The organism is Mesorhizobium sp. CO1-1-11, assembly GCF_020164995.1.
Lineage (GTDB): Bacteria > Pseudomonadota > Alphaproteobacteria > Rhizobiales > Rhizobiaceae > Mesorhizobium > Mesorhizobium australicum.
This window is the reverse complement of sequence record NZ_JAIUHE010000003.1, coordinates 145,113-165,788: the sequence shown is the minus strand read 5'-3', so window position 1 is coordinate 165,788 and position 20,676 is coordinate 145,113. Positions and strand designations below refer to the sequence as shown.

Sequence of the window (20,676 nt, the reverse complement as noted above, 5' to 3'; positions counted from 1 at the left end):
CCCGCAAGGATCAGCGCGCCGTGGCAGGAACCCATCCATGATTGACGAGAAGCCGGATAGCGAAAGCGTCTCGGCGCTGGCGCCGTTCCGGCATGGCATCTTCCGGGCCGTATGGGGCGCGAGCCTCGTCTCCAATTTCGGCGGCTTGATCCAGGGCGTCGGCGCCGCCTGGATGATGACCACCATCGCCACCTCGCCCTATCAGGTCGCCCTGGTCCAGGCCTCGACCACCTTGCCGATCATGCTGTTCGCGCTTGTCGCCGGCGCCATCGCCGACAGCTTCGACCGGCGCAAGGTGATGCTGGTCGCCCAGACCTTCATGCTGGTCGTTTCGGTGCTTTTGACCGCGTTCACCTATTTGGACCTGATCACGCCGTGGACGCTGCTGGCCTTTACCTTCCTGATCGACAGCGGCACGGCACTCAACAGCCCGTCATGGCAGGCCTCCGTCGGCGACATCGTTCCGCGCAACAAGGTGCCTGCCGCCGTGGCGCTGAATTCCATGGGCTTCAACCTGACACGCAGCGTCGGCCCGGCAATCGGTGGCATCATCGTCGCGGCCGCCGGCGCGGCCGCGGCCTTCGCGGCGAACGCGGTGAGCTATGTCGGGCTTATCGTCGTGCTGGCACGCTGGAAGCCGGATCTGCCGGCCTCGACCTTGCCGCGCGAGTCATTGGGGGCCGCCATGGGCGCCGGCCTGCGCTACGTCGCCATGTCGCCCAATATCGGCAAGGTGCTGGTCAGGGGCGCCGCCTTTGGCTTCAGCGCCGGCGCGGTGCTGGCGCTGCTGCCGCTGGTGGCGCGCGACGTCGTCAAGGGCGATGCGCTGACCTACGGCATTATGCTGGGCGCCTTCGGCATCGGCGCCGTCGGCGGGGCGCTGATCAGCGTGCGGCTGCGGCAGCTGCTCTCCAGCGAGACGATGGTGCGCTGTGCCTTCGCCGGCTTTGCGGCCTGCGCCTTCAACGCCGCCGTCAGCCAGGATGCCTGGCAGACCTCGCTCGGCCTGCTGGTCGGCGGTGCCTGCTGGGTGATCGCGCTCTCGCATTTCAACGTCACCGTGCAGATGGCGACACCGCGCTGGGTGGTCGGCCGGGTTCTGTCGGTCTACCAGACCGCAACCTTCGGCGGCATAGCACTGGGCAGCTGGATCTGGGGTGTCGTCGCCGACGCGCATGGCGCCGAGACGGCGCTGATCGCCGCGGCCATCGCCATGCTGGCCGGCGGCGCCATCGGCCTCGTGCTGCCGCTGCCGCAACAGCAGGTGCTCAACCTCGACCCGCTCAACCGCTTCAAGGAGCCGCACCTGGCACTCGACCTGAAGCCGCGCAGCGGTCCGATCGCCATTATGATCGAATACATCATCCGGCACGAGGACGAGGCGGAATTCCTCGCCACCATGGCCGAGCGCGGCCGCATCCGCCGTCGCGACGGCGCCCGCAACTGGACACTGGCGCGCGATCTCGAAAATCCGTCGATCTGGATCGAGCACTACCACACGCCGACCTGGCTCGAATATGTCAGGCATAACGGTCGCATCACCCAAGCCGACGCCATGGTCGGCGAACGCTTGCGGGCGCTGCACTCGGGCAGCGAGCCGCCGCGCGTGCGCCGCGTCATCGAGCGTCCGACGACCGCCGGCACCGCGTTGGTGATGGCCAAGGGGCCGATCGAGCACTGACGAATTCGAAGGTTCGCGGCGCCTCACCCCTCGCCCGACAGGTCCCGCCGCGCCTTTTCCAGCTCCTCGGCATAGCGCCGCATCAAATGGCCCTCGGTCAGCAGCCCGAGCACGATGTGGTCGGCGAAGTCCTCGACCACGGCCAGTTCCTCGGCGCCGGCGCGCTGGAAGGTCTCGGCGGCGGCCTGCACGTTCATGCTGGGCACCAGGACGGCATCCTTGTACTGGGCAAGGTCGCGCACCGGCACCTCGCCCCCGGAGGGATCGCTATGCAGTTCGGCCACGATCAGCACGCCGACATACTCATCCCCCGGGTCGACGGCGATCACGCGCTGGGCCGAACCCAGCGGGAATTCCTTGCGGAAGGCGGCCAGCGTCGTCGACGCATCGACGGTCTTGATGTCCTCGCGCATCATCGAGCCGACGGTCAGGCTGCGCATCCAGCCGACATCGTGGGCGCTGCGGATCGTCTCGCCGCGCAGGTGGAAGCGCCAGGTCGAGAACGAATAACCGAAGGTCTCGCGCACCAGGATCGCCGCCATGATCGAGGCGGCCAGCACCACGCCGGTGAGCGTCAGGTCGCGGGTCGATTCCAGCGCCAGGAAGGTCATGGTCAAAGGCCCGCCGACGACGCCGACGGCAAGCGACGTCATGCCGACAACGGCGGCGACGGAGGGGTCGATACCGGTCGCCGGCGACACGAGCGCCATGACACCGGCGAACGACTTGCCTAGTAGCGCACCAAGGAACAGCGAGGCGAAGAACAATCCGCCGCGAAAGCCCGAACCCAGTGAGATCGCCGACGCCGCCAGCTTCAGCACGAAGACGCTGGCCACCACCGCCAGCCCGTAATTCATGGCGAACTCGCGATGCAGCGCGCCGTGGCCGCTGGACAGGACCTGCGGCGTGATCAGGCCGAGGAGGCCGACCAGCACACCACCGATGACGGGGCGCAGCGAGGCGTCGACCGACAGGCGGTTGAACCCACGCTCGATCAACGTCACGAGTTGCATGATGGCGATCGAGGCAGCACCGCCAAGCAGGCCGAGCAACAGGAAAGGCACATATTGGCTGGCGGTGAGTTGCGGCAACCCTGAAAGCTCGAGCGGAAAGGGCACGCCGCCGAACACTTCCGCCGTCAGCGACGCCGAGATCGCGGCCGTCATGACAGGGGCGACATTGGCGACCGAGTAGATGCCGATGACCAGTTCGAAACCGTAGAAGGCGCCCGTCAGCGGCGCGTCGAAGGCGGCCGATATGGCGCCGGCGGCACCACAGCCAACCAGGATGCGGACGTCGTTGCGGCGCAACCGGAAAGCGCGCGCCAGCCGTGAGGCGACGCCTGAGCCGACCTGCGTGTAGCCCGCCTCCAGACCGACCGAAGCGCCGAAGCCGCTGGAAATCATCGTCTGCACGACGATGATGAAGGTATCGGTCAGAGACATGCGCCCGCCATAGAGCGCGTTGGCCTCGATCGGATCGACCGGCGTGCGGAATTTCCGGAGCCTCAGCCAGACCACCGATATCCCGAGCAGGATACCGCCGATCGCCGGGATCAGCGCCTGTATCGGATTGGCGAGCGAGAACATGCCAGACAGGCGCCCGCCGGGCTGGACGCCGAACAGCAGCCCGTGCAGGTCCTGTACGATCTGGCTCATCGCGGTGACCAGTATGCCGCCCATGACGCCGACAACGCCCGCCAGCATGACCACGGCGATGCCGCGTGCCTCCAGCAGAGGGACTGACCTCAAAAGAACCGCGCGCAGCCGGCGGGCGTAGACTTGGGGTTGGTTTCTGGAAAGCACCGGGGCGGCTCGCCGATATCAAGGCAAAGGAAGACCCGCCTGATACGCCGGGCGGCACGTCGTGACAACCACAATGCCGACATCAAAGGCGCCATTATGGCCGCGAAACCGCCCGATCCGGCCTTCCCGCCTTGGGGCCGAGGGGGCCGCCCGCCAGTTGCGAACTAACCGTGCCCTTTCAGCACAATGCGTACACCGAGCCGGAGCGCGGCAAGGATCCGGGCGCCGGACCGCTCAGGTCGGCATGGCTTCGCCGGCCTCGTAGAGCACGAGATTGCGCTCGCCGATGCCGAGCCCCGGCCAGCTCGCGCGCCAGTCGGCAAGATGCGGCGAGCGGAAATGCGCATCCAGGGCCGGTCTGGCGCGCCACACCTCGGTGATCCGGATCAAACCGGGATCAAGCACATCCTGGGCATAGGAATATTCAAGGCAGCCGTCCTCGGCGCGGCTGGCGCGAACCATGCGCTCCATCACCGGCCTTGCCTCGTCGAGCCTGTCGGGCGGCAGGCGGATCGTACCGATGATCAGCAGCATGAGGTGTCCTTCGCGAGAGAGTCGCTTCCCTCACTCTCCCACCCTCGCGCAAGCTTGGCCAGCTACCCTCGCCGGGCTGTCGCATGCTCGGCAGCCCAGGGGTTCGAGGACGAGAATGGCGATCAGCGAAAGCATCCAGCCCGGCGCGGTGGCCAAGAACGGCCGCGACGTCTTCTTCGCGCTCGGCATCGTCGTCATCCTGGCCGTTCTGTTCCTGCCGATCCCGGCCTTTCTCATCGACATCGGGCTTGCCTTCTCGATCGCGCTTTCGGTGCTGATCCTGATGGTGGCGCTGTGGATCCAGCGGCCGCTCGATTTCTCGTCCTTCCCGACCGTGCTGCTCATTGCCACCATGCTGCGCCTGTCGCTCAACATCGCCACCACGCGCATGATCCTGTCGCACGGCAATGAGGGCACGCACGCCGCCGGCTATGTCATCGCCGGCTTCTCCAAGCTGGTGATGGCCAGCGATTTCGTCATCGGCCTGATCGTCTTCATGATCCTGATCGTGGTGAACTTCATCGTCATCACCAAAGGCGCCACCCGTATCGCCGAGGTCGGCGCGCGCTTCACCCTCGACGCCATCCCCGGCAAGCAGATGTCGATCGACGCCGACCTCTCCGCCGGCATGATCGACGACAAGACCGCGCAACTGCGCCGCCGCGAACTGGAAGAGGAATCCTCCTTCTTCGGTTCGATGGACGGCGCCTCGAAATTCGTCCGCGGCGACGCCATCGCTGGCCTCATCATCACCGCCATCAACATCGTCGGCGGCATCGCCATCGGCTACATCAGGCACGGCATGGGCATGGGCGAGGCCGCCGACGTGTTCATCAAGCTGTCGGTCGGCGACGGTCTCGTCACTCAGATCCCGGCGCTCATCGTCTCGCTCGCCGCCGGCCTGCTGGTCTCCAAGGGCGGCACGCGCGGCTCGACCAACCAGGCCGTGTTCGGCCAGCTCGGCGCCCATCCGCGCGCGCTCTACGTGGCGGCCGCACTGCTGGTGTTGCTCGGCCTGATGCCCGGCCTGCCACTGTTCCCGTTCTTCGCGCTCGCCGCCGGCATGGCCGGCCTCGGCTATGTCATTCCAATGCGCCACAACCGGGCCGTCGCCGAGGCCGAGGCGCTGAAGAGCCAGGAAAAAGCGAGCAAGGCCGAGGAAGAGAAGAACTCGGTCAAGGCCTCGCTCGCCACCGCCGAGATCGAACTGCTGATCGGCAAGCAGCTTTCGACCCGGCTCCTGGTCTCGCACCAGGAACTGGTCTTCCGCATGTCCAAGATGCGCAAGAAATTCGCCCAGCAATACGGCTTCGTCGTGCCGGAAGTCCGTGTCGCCGACGACTTCGCCATCCCACCGAAAAGCTATCAGATCAAGGTGCACGGCACCGTGGTCGCCGAATATTCGATGCGCGTCGGCGAGATCATGGTGCTGCTCGGCAACCGCGACATACCCGAAATCCCAGGCGAGGAGATTCGTGAGCCCGCCTTCGGCATGCGCGCCTACTCCGTCATGGAAACCTTCGCCGAGGATCTGAAGCGCGAGAACTTCACCTTCGCCGACAACATGTCGGTGCTGCTCACCCATCTCTCGGAAGTCATCCGCAACAACCTGCCGCAGCTCCTGTCCTACAAGGACATGAAGGCGCTACTCGAACGCCAGGACCAGGAATACCGCAAGCTCGCCGACGAGATCTGCACCACCCACATCTCCTATCCCGGCCTGCAGGCGGTGCTCAAGCTGCTGCTTGCCGAACGCGTCTCGATCCGCAACCTGCATCTCATCATCGAGGCCATCGCCGAGATCGCGCCGCATGTGCGCCGCACCGAGCAGATCGTCGAACATGTGCGCATCCGCATGGCCCAGCAGATCTGCGGCGACCTCTCCGAAGGCGGCGTGCTCAAGGTGCTGCGCCTCGGCAACCGCTGGGACCTTGCCTTCCACCAGAGCCTCAAGCGCGACGCCAAGGGCGAGGTGCGCGAATTCGACATCGATCCGCGCCAGTTGGAGGAATTCGGCCAGGACGCCACCAAGGCGATCAAGAAACACCTCGAAGCCGGCGAGCGTTTTGTCCTCGTCACCGCGCCCGACGCCCGCCCCTATGTGCGCATGATCATCGAGCGCCTGTTCACCACGCTGCCGGTGCTCTCCCATGTCGAAATCGCCAAGGGCGTCGAGATCAGGGTGCTCGGGACCATATCGTGAGCGTTCTCTCGCAGGCCGTCGTCATCGCCGCGTTCCTCGCCTTCTGCCGCATCGGCGCCTGTTTCATGCTGATGCCTGGCCTGTCCAGCGCCCGCGTCCCGGTCCAGGTCAGGCTGTTCGTCGCGATCGCCGCCACCGGCGGCCTGCTTGCCTTCCTGTGGGACAAGATCTTTCCCTTCGTTGATCCGCGTCCGCAGATCCTGGTGCCGATGATCATCTCGGAGTTGCTGGTCGGCGGGCTGATCGGCGCCATGACCAGGCTCTACATGGAGGCGCTTCGCTTCATGGGCTCGGCCATCGCCATGCTGATCGGCTATGGCGGTTCCGGCGGACCGGCGATCGAGGAACCGGAGCCGCAGGCAGCCCTTGCCGCCATCATTTCGTTCTCGGCGCTGCTGATGCTGTTCGTCTTCGACTTCGATCACGAGATCGTCCGCGCCCTCGTGGCGTCCTACACGGTCGCGCCGGTCAACGTCTTCTTCAACCCGCAGGCGGCGCTGGTCGACATCACCGACACCGTGTCGGACACTTTCTTCCTGGTCATCCGCCTCGGCAGCCCGTTCGTCGCCTATGCCATTCTCGTCAATCTGACGATCGGCTTCGTCAACAAGCTGACGCCGCAGATCCCGATTTATTTCATCTCGCAGCCCTTCGTCATGGCCGGCGGCATGCTGATCTTCTATTTCGCCGCCGGCACCATGCTGTCGCTGTTCGTCGACGGCTTCGTCGACCTCACGCTGGCGAGGTGACATGAGCACGCGCAAGGATCGTCTGAGGAAACTGGTCAAGGTGCAGGGACAGCTGAAAGCCCTGCACGAAACCCGCCACGCCACCTTCGTCGCCGCGGCAAGCGCCGCCGAGACCGAGGCCCGCGAATTGATCGGCCATTTCGACCAGGACAATTCCCTCTCTAGCCTGTTCCCCGATCTCTATCATCGCCGCATCGCCCAGGCCGTCGTGCGCCAGGAGGAGAGCCTGGAAGGCGCGAGACAAGAAGCCGCCCTCATCGCCGCGGCAACCGCCCGCACGAACATGGTCGAGCGCGCCTACAGGGACCTGCGCAACCGCGACGAGCGCGAGAGATCAGACCGCGAGCGGCTGGACCTGATCGCGCAGAAGCGGGGACAGGAGTAATTGGCGGAGCCGGAACGTTGCCCGAACTCATCAATGTTGCGTAGAGAGTCCATCCGCCTGCCGGCTAACGTCCATGCTTACTTCCGTAACCAGCTTGCGGCGAAGGGCCATCACATAGTCACTCGGTCCCTTCGGCGTTATAACGAAGGCTTGGGAGCCGCCAATGACCGATTTGGCAAAATAGGATGCCAACGGTTGATCGGGATCCTCATCCTGCGTTGGAATGGCAATCGCGTTGATTGTATACCCCTTGGCAACGGCGTTCAGCCTGCTCGGCTGGACAGGAAGCCCATCATTATTCTCGCCGTTGGCTGAGATGTCGATTACTTTCTTTGCTGCCGTTCCCGGAAACTGGTCGAGCAGAAGGGCACCGACATCAATAGCCGACGATACGGACGTTCCGCTCCGCCCCCGACGGGCGAAGCCGGTATCTCCTTTCTTGCTGATCACCGATGCGGCCGCTCTGGCGTCTTCCAGCCCGCAGATGTTTGTCCACGGCAGCACGACGCGTGAGTGTCCGGGACTTGACCACTCAAAGTAGGCAACGCTGATGCAGCCGACGTAATTGCGCGCGATGGCGGCGATGATCTCTGGAGAAGTAAGTGCCGCAGCATGACCTTCGCGCTGTAGATCGGCGACCTTTGGATCGACCGAGGATGAGAAATCGACAGCGAATACTACGGCAACATCGACGTTGGCCGCCCAGGCCTGCGGCGCCCAAACCACCGAAGCTCCAAGTGTCCCCACCAGCGCCAAAAATAGGCCGGCACGCTTTGCTGGCCCTTCGGCTGACCGCTCTGTCCCCGATATCAGGGTACCCCTGCATATCGCGCACGCCTGCTCGCGAAAAGAGGCCGCTACGGACAGGGCACCTACGCCCCGATGCATACTACCCAACATGTCATTCTCCACCTCAAGACGGGCATTCTCAAACAGTTACTTTTCAACATGTGGAAATCTCGCGAAGAACCTTGCTCCGCGCGCCGAGCAGCAGCAGATCCGCCTTGGTCCATAGAAGGTAACAGCCCAGCAAACTCAGTTGCATGGCGAGCGCCGCGAAGGACTCGCCCAACCAGACCCGCGGGAAGGTCCCCCCGAGGGCTACGGTTGTCGCTAGCATTGCCGGCAACCGGCTGGCGAGCACTGCACTACGGAAGGGATCGGGCCAGGCGAGGCCCCATATAGCGGCCGCCAACAGCAGCAGCAAATTGGCTCTGATCTCAGACACCCGGCACCCCTCAAGCCAAGTTCTTGATGACTCGGCCCCCTAACTCGCCGGACCTAGACAATCCTGCATCACGGCAGCGCTTGAGGGTGGGCCGCTACTGTTTGCGAAGCGTTAGTTTTGAGTTAGAATTTCGTCAGGCGGGGAGAGCAAATGCAAAATGAAGATAAGGACGAGACAAATAGAATCTCACTCTTCGGTGGTTTCAGGATCGAAAATGCCATGGCGGATTCGCTCCGGCTGACAGGAAAACGAGGGCCTGCGATCATCGCTTATCTGTCCCGGTCTCCAGGCATGGCAGCGACACGGGAGAGGCTGGCTGATCTATTCTGGAGTGACAGCGATAGCGAACACTCCCGCAACAGTCTGAGGCAAACCCTCAGTATTCTGCGCCGGGATTTATCGCGGGCAGGCGTGAATCTTATCCATTCCCGCGGGGAATCGATTGGCCTCACGCCAGACGCGGTTCGGGTTGACGTGGACGAGTTCGAAGCAGGCCTCACGGCCCGTTCTGTGCCGGAACTCGAAAAGGCTCTGGCGAACTACAACGGGCCGTTCCTCGACGGGTTTTATCTGGGAAGCGATGGGTTCGATGGCTGGGTCACATCCGAACGCGACAGATTGCTGAGCCGCGCACTTGAAGCTTTCGAAAAATTGGCCCGTCTCGTTGACACGGAAACCGGAATCATACTGGTCGATCGCGTTCTCGTCATGGAACCGACGCGGGAAGAGGCCTATCGGCTCAAGATGGAATTACTGCTTGCGTCGGGTCAACGCGACAGGGCGATCAGGACATACGAAGTTTGCAGAAGCATGTTGAAGAAAGAATTCGGGGTCGAGGTCGGCCCGGAAACGCGAGCGCTTTGGCAATCCATGCTGTCTACCGATACGGCGTCGAATACACAGTCGGCAAATACTGTTCCAGCCAACCAGCGCCACGGGCGCCCATCGATCAGCGTTGCCGACTTCATCAATCTGACCGGAAAGCAAGGCGACGACTTTTTCTCCAAGGGGCTCATGCAGGACATCACCACGGCTCTTTCCGAGGTGGCCGATTACGTCGTGCTCTCCGCACAGCCGCCTGCGGAGAAAAGTGGTGCCGAAGGAACCAAGATCCCGGGAACGCTCCGTGCGCGATACGTGCTTAGCGGCAGCGTCCAGAGATCGGGCAATGGGCTGAGGGTGAACATCCAGCTTGTCGATGCCGCTGGCGGCCACAACGTCTGGGCCCAGAAGTTCGACGGGCAGTCCGAGAATGCGCTCGAATTCCAGGACAGGATCGCACAGTCTGTTGTCTTGGCCGTGATCCTCGACCTTCAACTGACCAACTGGAAAGTCCGCGACAAGAGTCCGCCTGGTCCCCCCGAAGTGCGCAGGTTGGTGAACGAAGCTTTGATGAAGTATTTTGAGATGACCCGGGACTCGCTTCTGATCGGGCTAGAACTTGCCGAGAAAGCTGTCTCCATAGGCGCCGACAACGCGCGTGCGAAGCGGACGCTCTCGATTATAATTTCAATGGGCGTGGCGTTCGGCTCGTTACCCAGGGAGCCGGGCCAGATCGAGCGGGCGGTCGAGCTTGCGGCGGCGGCGGTACGGGCGGTGCCTGACGACGAAATCGCCCGCTGCATCCTGTCATTCGCGCTCGAAAGCTGTGGCCGCATCGACGAAGCGATCGCCGAATGCCAGCACGCGATCAGTCTCAATCCAAGCTATCCGACCGGCCACGGCGACATTTCGATGCTGTTGGCATTGCGCGGAGAGGTAAACGAAGCAGTGCGTGAGGCGAACGAGGCAATCCGGCTCGGAACGCATGACGTCATCGATTTCTGGCGTCATCATGGCTTGGTTGTCGCACTGTTTGCGGGCGGCGACGATCGGCGGGCGCTCGAAGTTGCCCGCAGGGTGGTCAGGACAAAGCCGGGATTTGTTCGCGGCGCCCTTTACTGGGCCGCGTCCGCGTCGGCGACCGGAAACAACGAAGAAGCCTCTAGGGCCATACACCATTGCCTGTCACAACTTCCTCATCTCAACCTGGGCAATGTCTGCCCCGGCTTTGTGCCTCGCTATGTGAAGGATCATCATCACGCGAGATTCCTCGAAATGCTGTCGAGAGCTGGCCTTCCTGCTTCCTGACGGAAGGTGGCTAGACGGCTTGGACCCGGAGAAACCAGATCAAGCCCGCCTCCGCAAGCCTGCCACAAGCTTGTTGAGGCATGGTCCTGGCTAAGGAAACCCGGCAAAAGGCGGACCTTCTTGGCGATTTCTCCACCCAGCGACATCGTGATGGATGTCGTCCGAGCTGCCGATCCGATGGATATCGAGGCTGCCCGCGCCGCGCTGACCAAGCGCGCCGGCAGCGTCGCCGGCACGTTTTCGGTCGACACCGCGGCTTCGATCGATGCCGGCTCGATCCTGTCGCGCGCGACGGCGGACAAGGCCGCCGCAACAGCCGACCCGGCCAAGAAGTTCAAGAAGTTCGAGGCGATGGTCCTGCAGACCTTCATCCAGAACATGCTGCCCAAGGACACCGAGGGCGTCTATGGCACGGGTCTCGCAGGCGACATGTGGAAATCGCAGCTCGCCGAGCGTGTCGCCGACGTCATGGCTGACCGCGGCGGCATCGGCATCGCCAAGTCGCTGCTCGCCGACCACTACATGGACGGCAAGCGCAAGATTCCGATCGGCCCGATCTCGAATGGGCCGGAAAAAACCGAGATCGATCAGCAGACCCGCCTGTCCGCGTCGCTCGTCCAGGAGCTGCAGCGCAAAGCCGCCAAGTCGATGACCGGCGACGAGACAACCAAAAAAACAGACATCAAGATCTAGGACTGGGAAACACATGGCCGACTCTTCGGAATTCACCGCCAAGCTGCCCGCGCGCACCACCGCGTCGGAGGCACCGACTCCTTTCGCGCGGCCTGGAAACCTTGCCGCCATCATCGGCCGCATCGAGGAGGTGGTCGAGGAAGAGACCGCCGGCATCCGCAGCGATACAAGCTATGACCTCAAGGCGTCGAACGCCCGCAAGAGCCGCTATCTCTACGAGCTGACCCGGGCCATGAAGGGCGGCAGCGAAGCCGAATTCCTCGAGCAGCACCGCGAGGGCCTGACCCGGCTGCGCCAGAAGCTGGCGAAGAACGAAGCCGCTATCCTGGCGCATCTGAGCGCCGTCAACGAGGTCGCCAGCCTGCTGCGCAGTGCCATCCAGCGCGCCGAGACCGACGGCACCTACTCCGCCGGCGAGTTCGGCAGGATGAAAGGTTAGAGCGCGGCAATGCCGAGCTCGCGTTCAAAATGATCAAGGTCATCGCCATAGCGGTCTGGATCTGCGCCGCCACGCTCGGCGCGGTGTTCTATTCGTTCCAGGCCGCCGGTGAACAGGGCGTCGGTGAGAAACCCAAGCCGATGCTGGGCGGGCTGGACTACGTCAAGACCGACATCATTTCGGTGCCGCTGATCCACGACTCCAAGATCGACGGCTATTTTCTGGCCAAGCTCGTCTACACCGTCGAGCCGGAGCAGATAAAGAAGCTGTCGATCCCGGCCGAGGCGCTCATCACCGACCAGGTCTACACCTACCTCTACGCCAACCCCCAGATCGACTTCACCAAGAAGGCGACGCTCGACCTCGATGCCTTTCGCGCCGCGATCCGCGACACGATCAACACCCGGGTCGGCGCAACCCTGGTCCATGAGGTCCTGATCGACCAGGTCAATTTCCTGAGCAAGGATGAGATCCGCGACAACTGGCTGCGTCGGCGGCAGGATGCCAGCACCCAGGCGACCGAGACTCCCAAGCCGGTCAGCGCGCACTAAGCCATCGGCCCGGTGCCGGTGGCCCTAGAGCAGTCGGCGTTGGGGCCAATCCCTGCAATTCGCGTTGACGTAAACGTCAATCCGAAGCTATATGCGGCAGCGATCATGATCGCCAGTGATGCCGCATGAACTTCGGCTGGACCGAAGTGCGTAGCGTGACAGATGCAACCAGACAGGGAGAACAGCGTGAGCGTTCAGGATATAGCCGAGAAGATCAAGTCGCGCGTGGCCAGCAGCGGCTTCGACCGTTCCGTGAAGTTCGACACCGGCAGCGACGGCGTCATCGTCATCGACGGCGCGGCCGTCTCGACCACGGACGCTCCCGCCGACTGCACCATCAAGCTGTCGCTCGACGATCTGGATTCGCTGATCGCGGGCGACCTGAACCCGACCATGGCGTTCATGACCGGCAAGATAAAGGTCGAAGGCGACATGACCGTCGCCATGGCGCTGAGCCAGTTGATCGGTTGACAGGCGCGGCCGCCAGAAGCGATTTCGAGGTAAACGAAACGCCGCCTTTTCAGGCGGCGTTTCGTTTGAAGGGCAGTCGCGCTTAAGGCCTCATGCGGCCAAGGTCGGCGCCTGTGCCTTGAGCTTGCGGCCGGACGCCTTCAGCGTGCCCCTGGCGCCGTCAAGCACGCCCTCCACCAGTTCCAAGGCCAGCAGACGGTGCCGTTCGTAAGGCCCCGGCATGGCGAGCGCCCCGGTCCTGGCGGCCGAAAAGCCGAAGCGGCCATAGTAAGGCTCGTCTCCAACCAGCAGGATCGCAGCGTGGCCGAGGCGCGCGGCTTCCGCGATGGCATGCCGCATCAGCGCCGAGCCGATGCCGGCACTCTTGAGCGATGGGTCGACGGCGAGCGGGCCAAGCAGCAGCGCTGGCGGACCGCCCTCGCCCAGCGTGACATCCCATAGCCGCACGGTGCCGGCCACGCCGCCCGAGGCATCGCGTGCGACGAAGGCAAGCCCCTCCGAGGGCCGGCGGCCGCGGCGCAGCTTCTCCGATGATTTGGTCTTGCGCTTCGGCCCCATGGCGCGATCGAGCAAGGCTTCGCGCGCCGCCACGTCGGCAGTGGTTTCGGCGACCATGGCGAAGGCCGGCGCATGAGCTACGAATTCGACTGACATTTCCATTTCCGCGATCCCTTCACGAGCGGAGATATGTTCCACAGGCGAGCCCAAGTGGGCGACGGGCGCCCACCTGGGATGATCTGAACAGCTCTAATGAGCCGTCAGATCACGTAGGATCGGAGAGGCTCGAAGCCGTTGAAGGCGACCGCCGAGTAGGTGGTCGTGTAGGCGCCGGTGCCTTCAATCAGCACCTCGTCGCCGATGGTCAGCGACAAGGGCAGCGGATAGGGCGTCTTCTCGTACATCACGTCGGCCGAATCGCAGGTCGGGCCGGCGAGCACGCAAGGCGCGGTCTCGCTGCCGTCATGGCGGGTGACGAGGGGATAGCGGATCGCCTCGTCCATCGTCTCGGCCAGACCGCCGAACTTGCCGATGTCGAGGAACACCCAGCGCACATTGTCGTTGTCGGCCTTCTTCGAGATCAGCACGACTTCCGACTTGATGACGCCGGCATTGCCGACCATGCCGCGGCCCGGCTCGATGATCGTCTCGGGAATGGCGTTGCCGAAGTGCTTGCGCAGCGCCGAGAAGATCGCCTGGCCATAGGCCTGGGCCGCCGGCACGTCACGCAAATAGCGCGTCGGGAAGCCGCCGCCCATATTGACCATCTTGAGCACGATGCCTTCTTCCGCGAGCGTCGCGAACACCTTCTTGGCGTCGGCCAGAGCACGGTCCCACGCGGTCAGGTCGGTCTGCTGCGAGCCGACATGGAACGACACGCCATGGGCGTCGAGGCCGAGGCCCCTGGCATGGCGCAGCACGTCGACGGCCATGTCGGGCACGCAGCCGAACTTGCGCGACAGCGGCCACTCGGCGCCCTCGCCATCGGTCAGCACGCGGCAGAACACGCGGGAGCCTGGAGCGGCGCGCGCGATCTTCTCGACTTCCTCGACGCAATCGACCGCGAACAGCCGGATGCCGAGCTGGTAGGCGCGTGCGATGTCACGCTCCTTCTTGATGGTGTTGCCGAAGGAGATGCGGTCCGCCGGCGCACCGGCGTCCATCGCCATCTCGACTTCGGCAACGGAAGCGGTGTCGAAGGACGAGCCCATCGCAGCAAGCAGGCGCAGGATTTCCGGCGCCGGGTTTGCTTTCACCGCATAATAGATCTTGGAATCGGGCAGAGCCCTCTCGAAGGCGCGGAAATTGTCGCGCACGACGTCGAGGTCGACGACGAGGCAGGGGCCGGACGGACGTCGGGTGGCGAGGAAGTCGAGGATGCGCTGTGTGGCCATCGGGTTTCTCCATCGCGCCTTTCGGCGCGCACAAGGGTGCGGGCGCGGGCTGTCGGCCTCGCGAACACGCGGTCAAACAAAGGCGGGACGGAAAATCCATGGAACCAGCCGGTGGAGACCCCGGAACCATGAAACGCCGTCTCGCGGCGATGAACCTTAGCCTTGCCCGGCTTCGGTTCGCTTTGTCTGCCTTGGCTTGGATTGGGAGAACCCCGTTCCGCACTGCCGGCAATGAAGGTGTGCCTCTTCAGTAACCCCGGTCTTTGGACAACCGGCAGAGAACCAGAAAGGCCCGCACCGTCGTTGCTTCAAGGTGTCCTCGGTCTGGCGGTTGGCCGCTAAACCGACTGGAGGGGTTAGCTCCAGTTACCTTACCGATTTCCCTCACCATTCGAGGATCGGCGGACACCCACAGGCACGTGCGACTTTGGGCAAGCGCGATATAAGAGCGAAGCATTTCACAATCAATAAAAATCTTATCGCAGGTTGTAAAATTTCTGCCATCGAACAATGTTGGCCAACCGTATACGGATATCGAACGATGACAGGCACGCACGGCCCTTTCAACGCCTTTCTCGACCTTCGCCAGATGCCGGTGGCGCATGCCGAACTTGGACCCCTGGCCGGCCTGCGGCTGGCGGTCAAGGATATTTACGACGTTGCCGGCTACCGCACCGGTTGCGGCAATTTGCAGAAATTCGCCAATGGCCACGCCGCTTCGCGCACGGCGCCGGCCGTGCAGGCAATTCTCGACGCCGGTGCGCGCTTCATCGGCAAGACGCAGACCGACGAACTGGCCTTTGCTCTGTTCGGCCAGAACGCGCATTTTCCGTTTCCGGTGAACCCCGCGGCTCCCGACCGTGTCACCGGAGGCTCGTCGTCGGGGTCGGCGGCGGCGGTGGCGGGCAGGTTGGCCCACATCGCCACGGGGTCCGACACCGGGGGTTCGATCCGCGCGCCGGCGAGTTTCTGCGGGCTGATCGGGCTGCGCACCACGCATGGCCGCATTTCCCTCGACGGCACCATGCAACTGGCGCCGAGTCTCGACACGTTCGGCTGGTTCGCCGACGACATCGAAACCTATGAGACTGTCGGCAAGCTGTTGCTTGGCCGCGATCCGCACCAGCATTCCCTGGACCGCCCGCTGGCGCTCGGCTGGCTGGACGAGATGGTCGCCCGGCCGGCGGCCGCCGAATATGCCGGAATGAAGGCGCTGGTGGGCACGGTGTTCGGCACGCCGGCGACGCCAGCGACGCGCTTCAGCTCGTCCCCGGACGAACTCTACTGGTGCTTTCGCCGCCTGCAGGCCAAGGAGGCCTGGACAGTGCATGGCGAATGGATCACCAGCGGGGAGCGCGAGCTCGGGCCCGGCGTCGAGGAACGGTTCGGCTTTGGCCGTGCGGTCGACGACCGGACAGCACAGGCCGAGAAGGTGCGCCGGCTGACCTTTCGCGGCGAACTCAGCGCCTTGCTTGGCAAGGACGGCTTCCTTGTCCTGCCGACGGTGCCGGGTCCGGCACCCTATGTCGACAGCACACCGGAGCAATTCCAGGCCTACCGCGAACGCGCGCTCCATCTTCTATGCCTGGCCGGGCTCTCCGGCTTTCCGCAGATCACCTTGCCGATCGGCTCGGTCGCCGGCGCTCCGTTCGGCCTGTCGCTGCTTGGCCCTTCCGGCAGCGACATTGCCCTGATACGGCTCGGCCGAAAACTTCTCGACGCAGCACAAAGAGCCTGAACAATGGACACACTGACCCGCATGCGCGCCTTCATCGACGTCGTCGAGGCCGAAGGCTTTTCGGCGGCGGCGCGCAAGATCGGCCGCTCCAAGGCGCTGCTGTCGAAATATGTGCGCGAGCTGGAGGACGAGCTCGGCGCTCTGCTGCTGAACCGCACCACGCGCCAGTTCTCGATGACCGAGGCCGGCCACACCTACTACCGCCGCGCCTCGGAAATCGTGCGCGAGGTCGATAGCCTGGCCGACGCCGTGCGCGAGTCCTCCGGCGACGTGCGCGGCCGCATCAAGCTGTCGGCGCCGCGCACCTTCGCCGACGCGCCGATTGGCCAGTCGCTGATCGACTTCGCCAAGCAGTATCCCGACATCGTGCTCGACATCCAGCTCGACGACCGCTTCGTCGATCTGGTCGAGGAAGGCTTCGACCTTGCCGTGCGCATCTCGCGGCTGGAAAACTCGTCGCTGATCGCCAGGCGGCTGGCGCCGTTTTCGATCAAGCTCTGCGGCTCTCCAGAACTGATCGCCAAGCATGGCATGCCGACACGACCGCAGGATCTCGGCCACATGCCCTGCATCGTCGACACCAATGGCCGCGGACTGAACAACTGGCCCTTCAAGGGCGACAATGGCGATCCGGTAAGCATCGCCGTCTCCGGCCCGATCGAGGTCAACAGCCCGATGGCGGCGCGCGCCGCGGCCTTGTCGGGGCTTGGATTTTGCATCCTGCCGGATTTCATCGCCGCCCCAGACCTCAAGAGCGGCCAATTGGTGGCGGTGCTCGACGACCGCATCCTGTCGGGCGGCGGCATCTTCGCCGTCTATCCGCATCGCCGTTACCTTCCGGCGAAGGTGCGCGTTTTCGTCGATTTCCTGGTGCAGTGGTTCAGGACGCGCGAGAGCGCCTGACCTGCCCCAGCAGCCCGGATACCGCACGCTTTTGAGCTCTCCTGCATGCGTGGCGCTATCCAAAGCCTCGCGCACTTTTGGGTGACATGCGCCCGCAGTCCCAATTTCGCCCCCTTTCTGGTAACCTTCGACCACGCTCTCGAAAGCCAAGGGAATCGCTACCGCGAATGCATCTGAAACGGCACGCAATCATGCTGGCCTCGGCCTTGGCGGCGATCTTTGCCGCGACAGGACCGGCCGAGGTGCATCCGCACGTCTTCGCCGAGGCGCGCCTCGACGTGGTCCTGTCCCCGGATCACCAAAGTGTGAAAGCGTTGCGTCATCTGTGGCGCTTCGACGATCTGTTTTCGAGCACGGTGATGATGGAGTTCGACAAGAACTCCGACCTGAAGCTTGACGACAAGGAGCTGAAGGAGGTCGCCGACACCGTCCATGCCTCGCTGGCCGAGTTCAATTATTTCCAGCTCGTCACGCAGGACGGCAAGGACGTGGCGATGACGCCGCCGCCGCATCTGATGGCCAATTTCGACAACGACCAGTTGATCATCCTGTTTGAATCCGAACCGAAGGCGCCGATCAAGCTGTCCGGCACGATCGACATCGGCGTCTACGATCCGACCTTCTACACGGCGATCGACTTCACCGAGGATTCCAACATCACCGTCGAGGGCCTGCCGTCGAACTGCACGAGCAAGGTCGTCCGGCCGGACCCGGACGAAGCGATCAAGGAAAACCAGAAGACCCTGACGGATGCCTTCTTCAACGATCCGACAGGCACCGACATGAGCAAGATCTTTGCCACCAAACTCGAACTGACCTGTCAGCCAGAAGGATAGATCCGGTGAACCCGATCGGGAACTGTTCGAAACCGTCCCTGCGTTTGGCAGTCGGCCTGTTGGCCCTTGCCTTTGCCATGATGGATTTCGCCAATGCCGCGCACGCCCAGAGTTCGCTCGGCATCGGCGTCAATGACGGCATGGCACCCACCACCGGTCCGTTCGCCCATATCCTGATGTGGATCAATCTGAGGCAGCAGGAATTCTACCGCGCGCTGGCGACCGCCATGAAGGCAATGCGCCAGGACAACAGCAAGATCTGGATACTCATCGGCCTGTCCTTCGCCTATGGCATTTTCCACGCCGCCGGCCCCGGCCACGGCAAGGCGGTGATCTCGTCTTATATGGTGGCCAACGAAGTGGCGCTGAAGCGCGGCATCCTATTGTCCTTCGTCTCGGCGCTGCTGCAGGGCCTGACGGCGATCCTGGTGATGCTGCTGGCCTATTTCGTCCTGCGCGGCACCACCATCTCGATGACCGATGCGGCCTGGTTCATGGAGATCATGAGCTTTGCCCTGGTCACCCTCTTTGGCGCCTGGCTTTTGTGGCGCAAGCTCGGCCCAGCCGTCCTGCGCCTGTTTGGCAAGGGCCCGGCCTACAGCCTGTCGGCGGCTCACGCCGGTCATTCCCATGCCGGCCATTCGCATGGCGCTCACAACCATGCGGCGCACGCTCATTCCCACGCACTGCACGCGCTTGACGATCACGACCATGGGCATGGCCATTCGCACGATCATTACGGCCATGGCGCGCATGATCATGCGCATCACGACCACGCCAGCGGCGAGGTCTGCGACACCTGTGGCCACTCGCATGCACCTGATCCGGCGCTGCTGTCGGGTGACCGCTTCGATTGGCGCACCGCCTGGTCGGCGGTGGCCGCCGTCGGCATCCGCCCTTGCTCCGGTGCGTTGATCGTTCTCAGCTTCGCGCTGCTCAACGGGCTCTGGCTCGGCGGCCTGCTGTCGGTGCTGGCAATGTCGATCGGAACCGCGATCACCGTCTCGGCCCTGGCCACACTCGCGGTGACCGCCAAGAACTGGGCGGTGTATTTCGCCGGCGACGGCCGCATGGGCAACCGCATCCACTCGATCGTCGAGATCGGCGGCGCTGCCTTCGTCTTCCTGTTCGGACTGCTGCTGCTGTCCGCGAGCCTGACGGGCAGCGTTTAGACCCTACCATTCCGTTGGAATGGGATAGGCACCGTGCGCTACTGACCGGGAATCTTGCCGCCCAGCTCATCCTCGATATGCGCGCGGATGATCTCGTCAAAACTCTTTTCGGCACTGAAGCCAAGTTCCCTTGACCGCCGCGCCTCGAAGCGGGTCGGCCAGCCCTTGACGATTGCCCAGATCGTCTCGTCGGGCACCTCGCGGATCAGGCTTGTCGTCTGCGATCCAGCCACCCGTTCCAGCGCTTCGATCTGCTCGCCAACGGTGACGGCGACACCCGGCATCGTCAGGTTGCGGCGCGGTCCCACGGCTGCGCTGTCGATCTCCGCGCCATGGATCAGGAAACTCACCGCCGAGCGCGGGCTGGCATGGGTGTGCACGACCGAGCGCGGCACCGGCAGGATCGCCTCCTGCCCGCTCAAGGGTTCACGAATGATACCGGAGAAGAAGCCGGACGCCGCCTTGTTGGGCTTGCCGGGCCGCACGCAGATCGTCGGCAGCCGGATGCCGATGCCGTCGAAGAAGCCGCGCCTGGAATAGTCTGCCAGCAGCGCTTCGCTCATTTGCTTCTGCGTGCCGTAGGAGGTCAGCGGCGTCGGGTGGAATTCGTCCGGTATGACATCCGGGAACGGCGCGCCGAAAACGGCGATTGACGACGTGAAGACGACGCGCGGCGCAAACCCTGCCAGGCGGATGGCGTCGAACAGCGCACGCGTGCCGTCGAGGTTGACGCGGTAGCCGAGGTCGAAATTCGCTTCCGCCTCACCCGACACGATGCCGGCGAGGTGGAAGACGACATCGGGGCGCGACACAACCAGGCTTTCCGCGGCGCCTGCTACGGCAAGGTCACCCGTGTGCAGCGCGACGCTGACGCCGTCCATGGCTGGCGCCTGCGGCGGCACGATGTCGTGGAGGTCGAGCGCCGTGATCTTCTCGCCGCGCAGCGTGCCGTCCTTGGCCAGCCGGGCGATGAGTTTGCGGCCGACCATGCCCGCGGCGCCAGTGATCAGAATGCGCATGTCCGATATCCCTTATTTCCGATTTTTGCGCTGGGTGCGCGCGCGCAACCAGAACACCAGGAAAAACGCCAGCACGAAGACGGTGCCGAAGATACCCGCCAGCACGGTCGAATAACTGCCGAGTGCCAACATCACGGTCGGCAGGTAGAAAGCGGTAATGCCGAACAGAAGCATGATCCAGACCGCCGCAATGGCCGCATTGCGCGTGTCACGGTCCATCATGCCGCACCGGAACGGCGGTCGTTCA

21 protein-coding genes are annotated in these 20,676 nt (G+C 63.8%); 13 read left to right on the top strand and 8 right to left on the bottom strand.

Annotation, left to right across the window (positions count from 1 at the left end):
- The first annotated feature begins 37 nt into the window (after positions 1-37).
- Positions 38-1,681, top strand: a complete 1,644-nt coding sequence (locus LB554_RS04695; protein WP_224583341.1) for an MFS transporter — start codon at positions 38-40, stop codon at positions 1,679-1,681.
- Between the two features lie 23 nt (positions 1,682-1,704).
- Here the strand turns inward: LB554_RS04695 and LB554_RS04690 are convergent, their stop codons facing one another.
- Positions 1,705-3,486, bottom strand: a complete 1,782-nt coding sequence (locus LB554_RS04690) for a chloride channel protein (RefSeq protein WP_224583339.1) — start codon at positions 3,484-3,486, stop codon at positions 1,705-1,707.
- Between the two features lie 234 nt (positions 3,487-3,720).
- Complete coding sequence (locus LB554_RS04685; RefSeq protein WP_015315888.1) at positions 3,721-4,020, bottom strand: putative quinol monooxygenase; 300 nt, start codon at positions 4,018-4,020, stop codon at positions 3,721-3,723.
- 115 nt (positions 4,021-4,135) lie between these two features.
- Here LB554_RS04685 and flhA point away from each other — a divergent pair, with 115 nt between their 5' ends.
- From flhA to LB554_RS04670, 3 genes are read left to right on the top strand one after another with little or no spacing between them, the layout of a single operon-like run.
- Entirely contained in the window at positions 4,136-6,223 is a 2,088-nt protein-coding gene (gene flhA / locus LB554_RS04680) for a flagellar biosynthesis protein FlhA (RefSeq protein WP_015315887.1), read from the top strand.
- A complete protein-coding gene (gene fliR, locus LB554_RS04675) occupies positions 6,220-6,972 on the top strand; it encodes a flagellar biosynthetic protein FliR (protein WP_140619428.1) in 753 nt (250 codons plus the stop codon). The genes flhA and fliR overlap by 4 nt, the downstream gene beginning before the upstream one ends.
- 1 nt (position 6,973) lies before the next feature.
- Entirely contained in the window at positions 6,974-7,357 is a 384-nt protein-coding gene (locus LB554_RS04670) for a hypothetical protein (RefSeq protein WP_140619426.1), read from the top strand.
- Positions 7,358-7,387: 30 nt separating this feature from the next.
- Here LB554_RS04670 and LB554_RS04665 read toward each other — a convergent pair whose 3' ends face one another.
- Both LB554_RS04665 and LB554_RS04660 read right to left on the bottom strand, forming a co-directional pair.
- Positions 7,388-8,257 (bottom strand): DUF1194 domain-containing protein, encoded by an 870-nt coding sequence (locus LB554_RS04665; protein WP_140619424.1) that lies wholly within the window; start codon positions 8,255-8,257, stop codon positions 7,388-7,390.
- 43 nt (positions 8,258-8,300) lie between these two features.
- Positions 8,301-8,585, bottom strand: a complete 285-nt coding sequence (locus LB554_RS04660; RefSeq protein WP_181171431.1) for a hypothetical protein — start codon at positions 8,583-8,585, stop codon at positions 8,301-8,303.
- 150 nt (positions 8,586-8,735) lie between these two features.
- Here LB554_RS04660 and LB554_RS04655 point away from each other — a divergent pair, with 150 nt between their 5' ends.
- From LB554_RS04655 to LB554_RS04635, 5 genes are all read left to right on the top strand, one after another.
- A complete protein-coding gene (locus LB554_RS04655; protein WP_224583337.1) occupies positions 8,736-10,715 on the top strand; it encodes a BTAD domain-containing putative transcriptional regulator in 1,980 nt (659 codons plus the stop codon).
- A 120-nt stretch (positions 10,716-10,835) separates the two neighbouring features.
- Entirely contained in the window at positions 10,836-11,408 is a 573-nt protein-coding gene (locus tag LB554_RS04650) for a rod-binding protein (protein ID WP_224583335.1), read from the top strand.
- 13 nt (positions 11,409-11,421) lie between these two features.
- Positions 11,422-11,847 carry a hypothetical protein gene (locus LB554_RS04645; RefSeq protein ID WP_140713433.1) on the top strand — a complete coding sequence of 142 codons (426 nt, stop codon included), beginning with the start codon at positions 11,422-11,424 and terminating at the stop codon, positions 11,845-11,847.
- Between the two features lie 29 nt (positions 11,848-11,876).
- The gene (locus LB554_RS04640) at positions 11,877-12,398 is read left to right on the top strand and encodes a hypothetical protein (RefSeq protein WP_015315879.1); all 522 of its coding nucleotides are present in this window, start codon (positions 11,877-11,879) and stop codon (positions 12,396-12,398) included.
- A 186-nt stretch (positions 12,399-12,584) separates the two neighbouring features.
- On the top strand, positions 12,585-12,869 hold the full coding sequence (locus LB554_RS04635; protein WP_140661803.1) for an SCP2 sterol-binding domain-containing protein: 285 nt from the start codon (positions 12,585-12,587) through the stop codon (positions 12,867-12,869).
- A 90-nt stretch (positions 12,870-12,959) separates the two neighbouring features.
- Here the strand turns inward: LB554_RS04635 and LB554_RS04630 are convergent, their stop codons facing one another.
- Both LB554_RS04630 and odc2 read right to left on the bottom strand, forming a co-directional pair.
- Positions 12,960-13,529, bottom strand: a complete 570-nt coding sequence (locus tag LB554_RS04630; RefSeq protein ID WP_224583333.1) for a GNAT family N-acetyltransferase — start codon at positions 13,527-13,529, stop codon at positions 12,960-12,962.
- Positions 13,530-13,627: 98 nt separating this feature from the next.
- Positions 13,628-14,761 (bottom strand): ornithine/lysine decarboxylase, encoded by a 1,134-nt coding sequence (gene odc2, locus LB554_RS04625; protein WP_224583331.1) that lies wholly within the window; start codon positions 14,759-14,761, stop codon positions 13,628-13,630.
- 541 nt (positions 14,762-15,302) lie between these two features.
- Here odc2 and LB554_RS04620 point away from each other — a divergent pair.
- The 4 genes from LB554_RS04620 to LB554_RS04605 all read left to right on the top strand — a co-directional run bounded on the left by LB554_RS04620 (position 15,303) and on the right by LB554_RS04605 (position 19,410).
- Positions 15,303-16,499: an amidase gene (locus LB554_RS04620; protein ID WP_224583329.1), complete on the top strand. Its 1,197-nt coding sequence runs from the start codon at positions 15,303-15,305 to the stop codon at positions 16,497-16,499.
- Positions 16,500-16,502: 3 nt separating this feature from the next.
- The gene (locus LB554_RS04615) at positions 16,503-17,402 is read left to right on the top strand and encodes a LysR family transcriptional regulator (RefSeq protein WP_015315874.1); all 900 of its coding nucleotides are present in this window, start codon (positions 16,503-16,505) and stop codon (positions 17,400-17,402) included.
- Between the two features lie 167 nt (positions 17,403-17,569).
- Positions 17,570-18,238 (top strand): DUF1007 family protein, encoded by a 669-nt coding sequence (locus LB554_RS04610; protein ID WP_140619413.1) that lies wholly within the window; start codon positions 17,570-17,572, stop codon positions 18,236-18,238.
- Positions 18,239-18,315: 77 nt separating this feature from the next.
- Positions 18,316-19,410, top strand: coding sequence for a nickel/cobalt transporter (locus tag LB554_RS04605; RefSeq protein ID WP_263485730.1), 1,095 nt, complete (start codon positions 18,316-18,318; stop codon positions 19,408-19,410).
- Between the two features lie 38 nt (positions 19,411-19,448).
- Here LB554_RS04605 and denD read toward each other — a convergent pair whose 3' ends face one another.
- Together denD and LB554_RS04595 are read right to left on the bottom strand one after the other, a co-directional pair.
- Complete coding sequence (gene denD / locus LB554_RS04600; protein WP_224583327.1) at positions 19,449-20,429, bottom strand: D-erythronate dehydrogenase; 981 nt, start codon at positions 20,427-20,429, stop codon at positions 19,449-19,451.
- Between the two features lie 12 nt (positions 20,430-20,441).
- Positions 20,442-20,651 (bottom strand): hypothetical protein, encoded by a 210-nt coding sequence (locus LB554_RS04595; RefSeq protein WP_140661799.1) that lies wholly within the window; start codon positions 20,649-20,651, stop codon positions 20,442-20,444.
- Positions 20,652-20,676 lie beyond the last annotated feature (25 nt).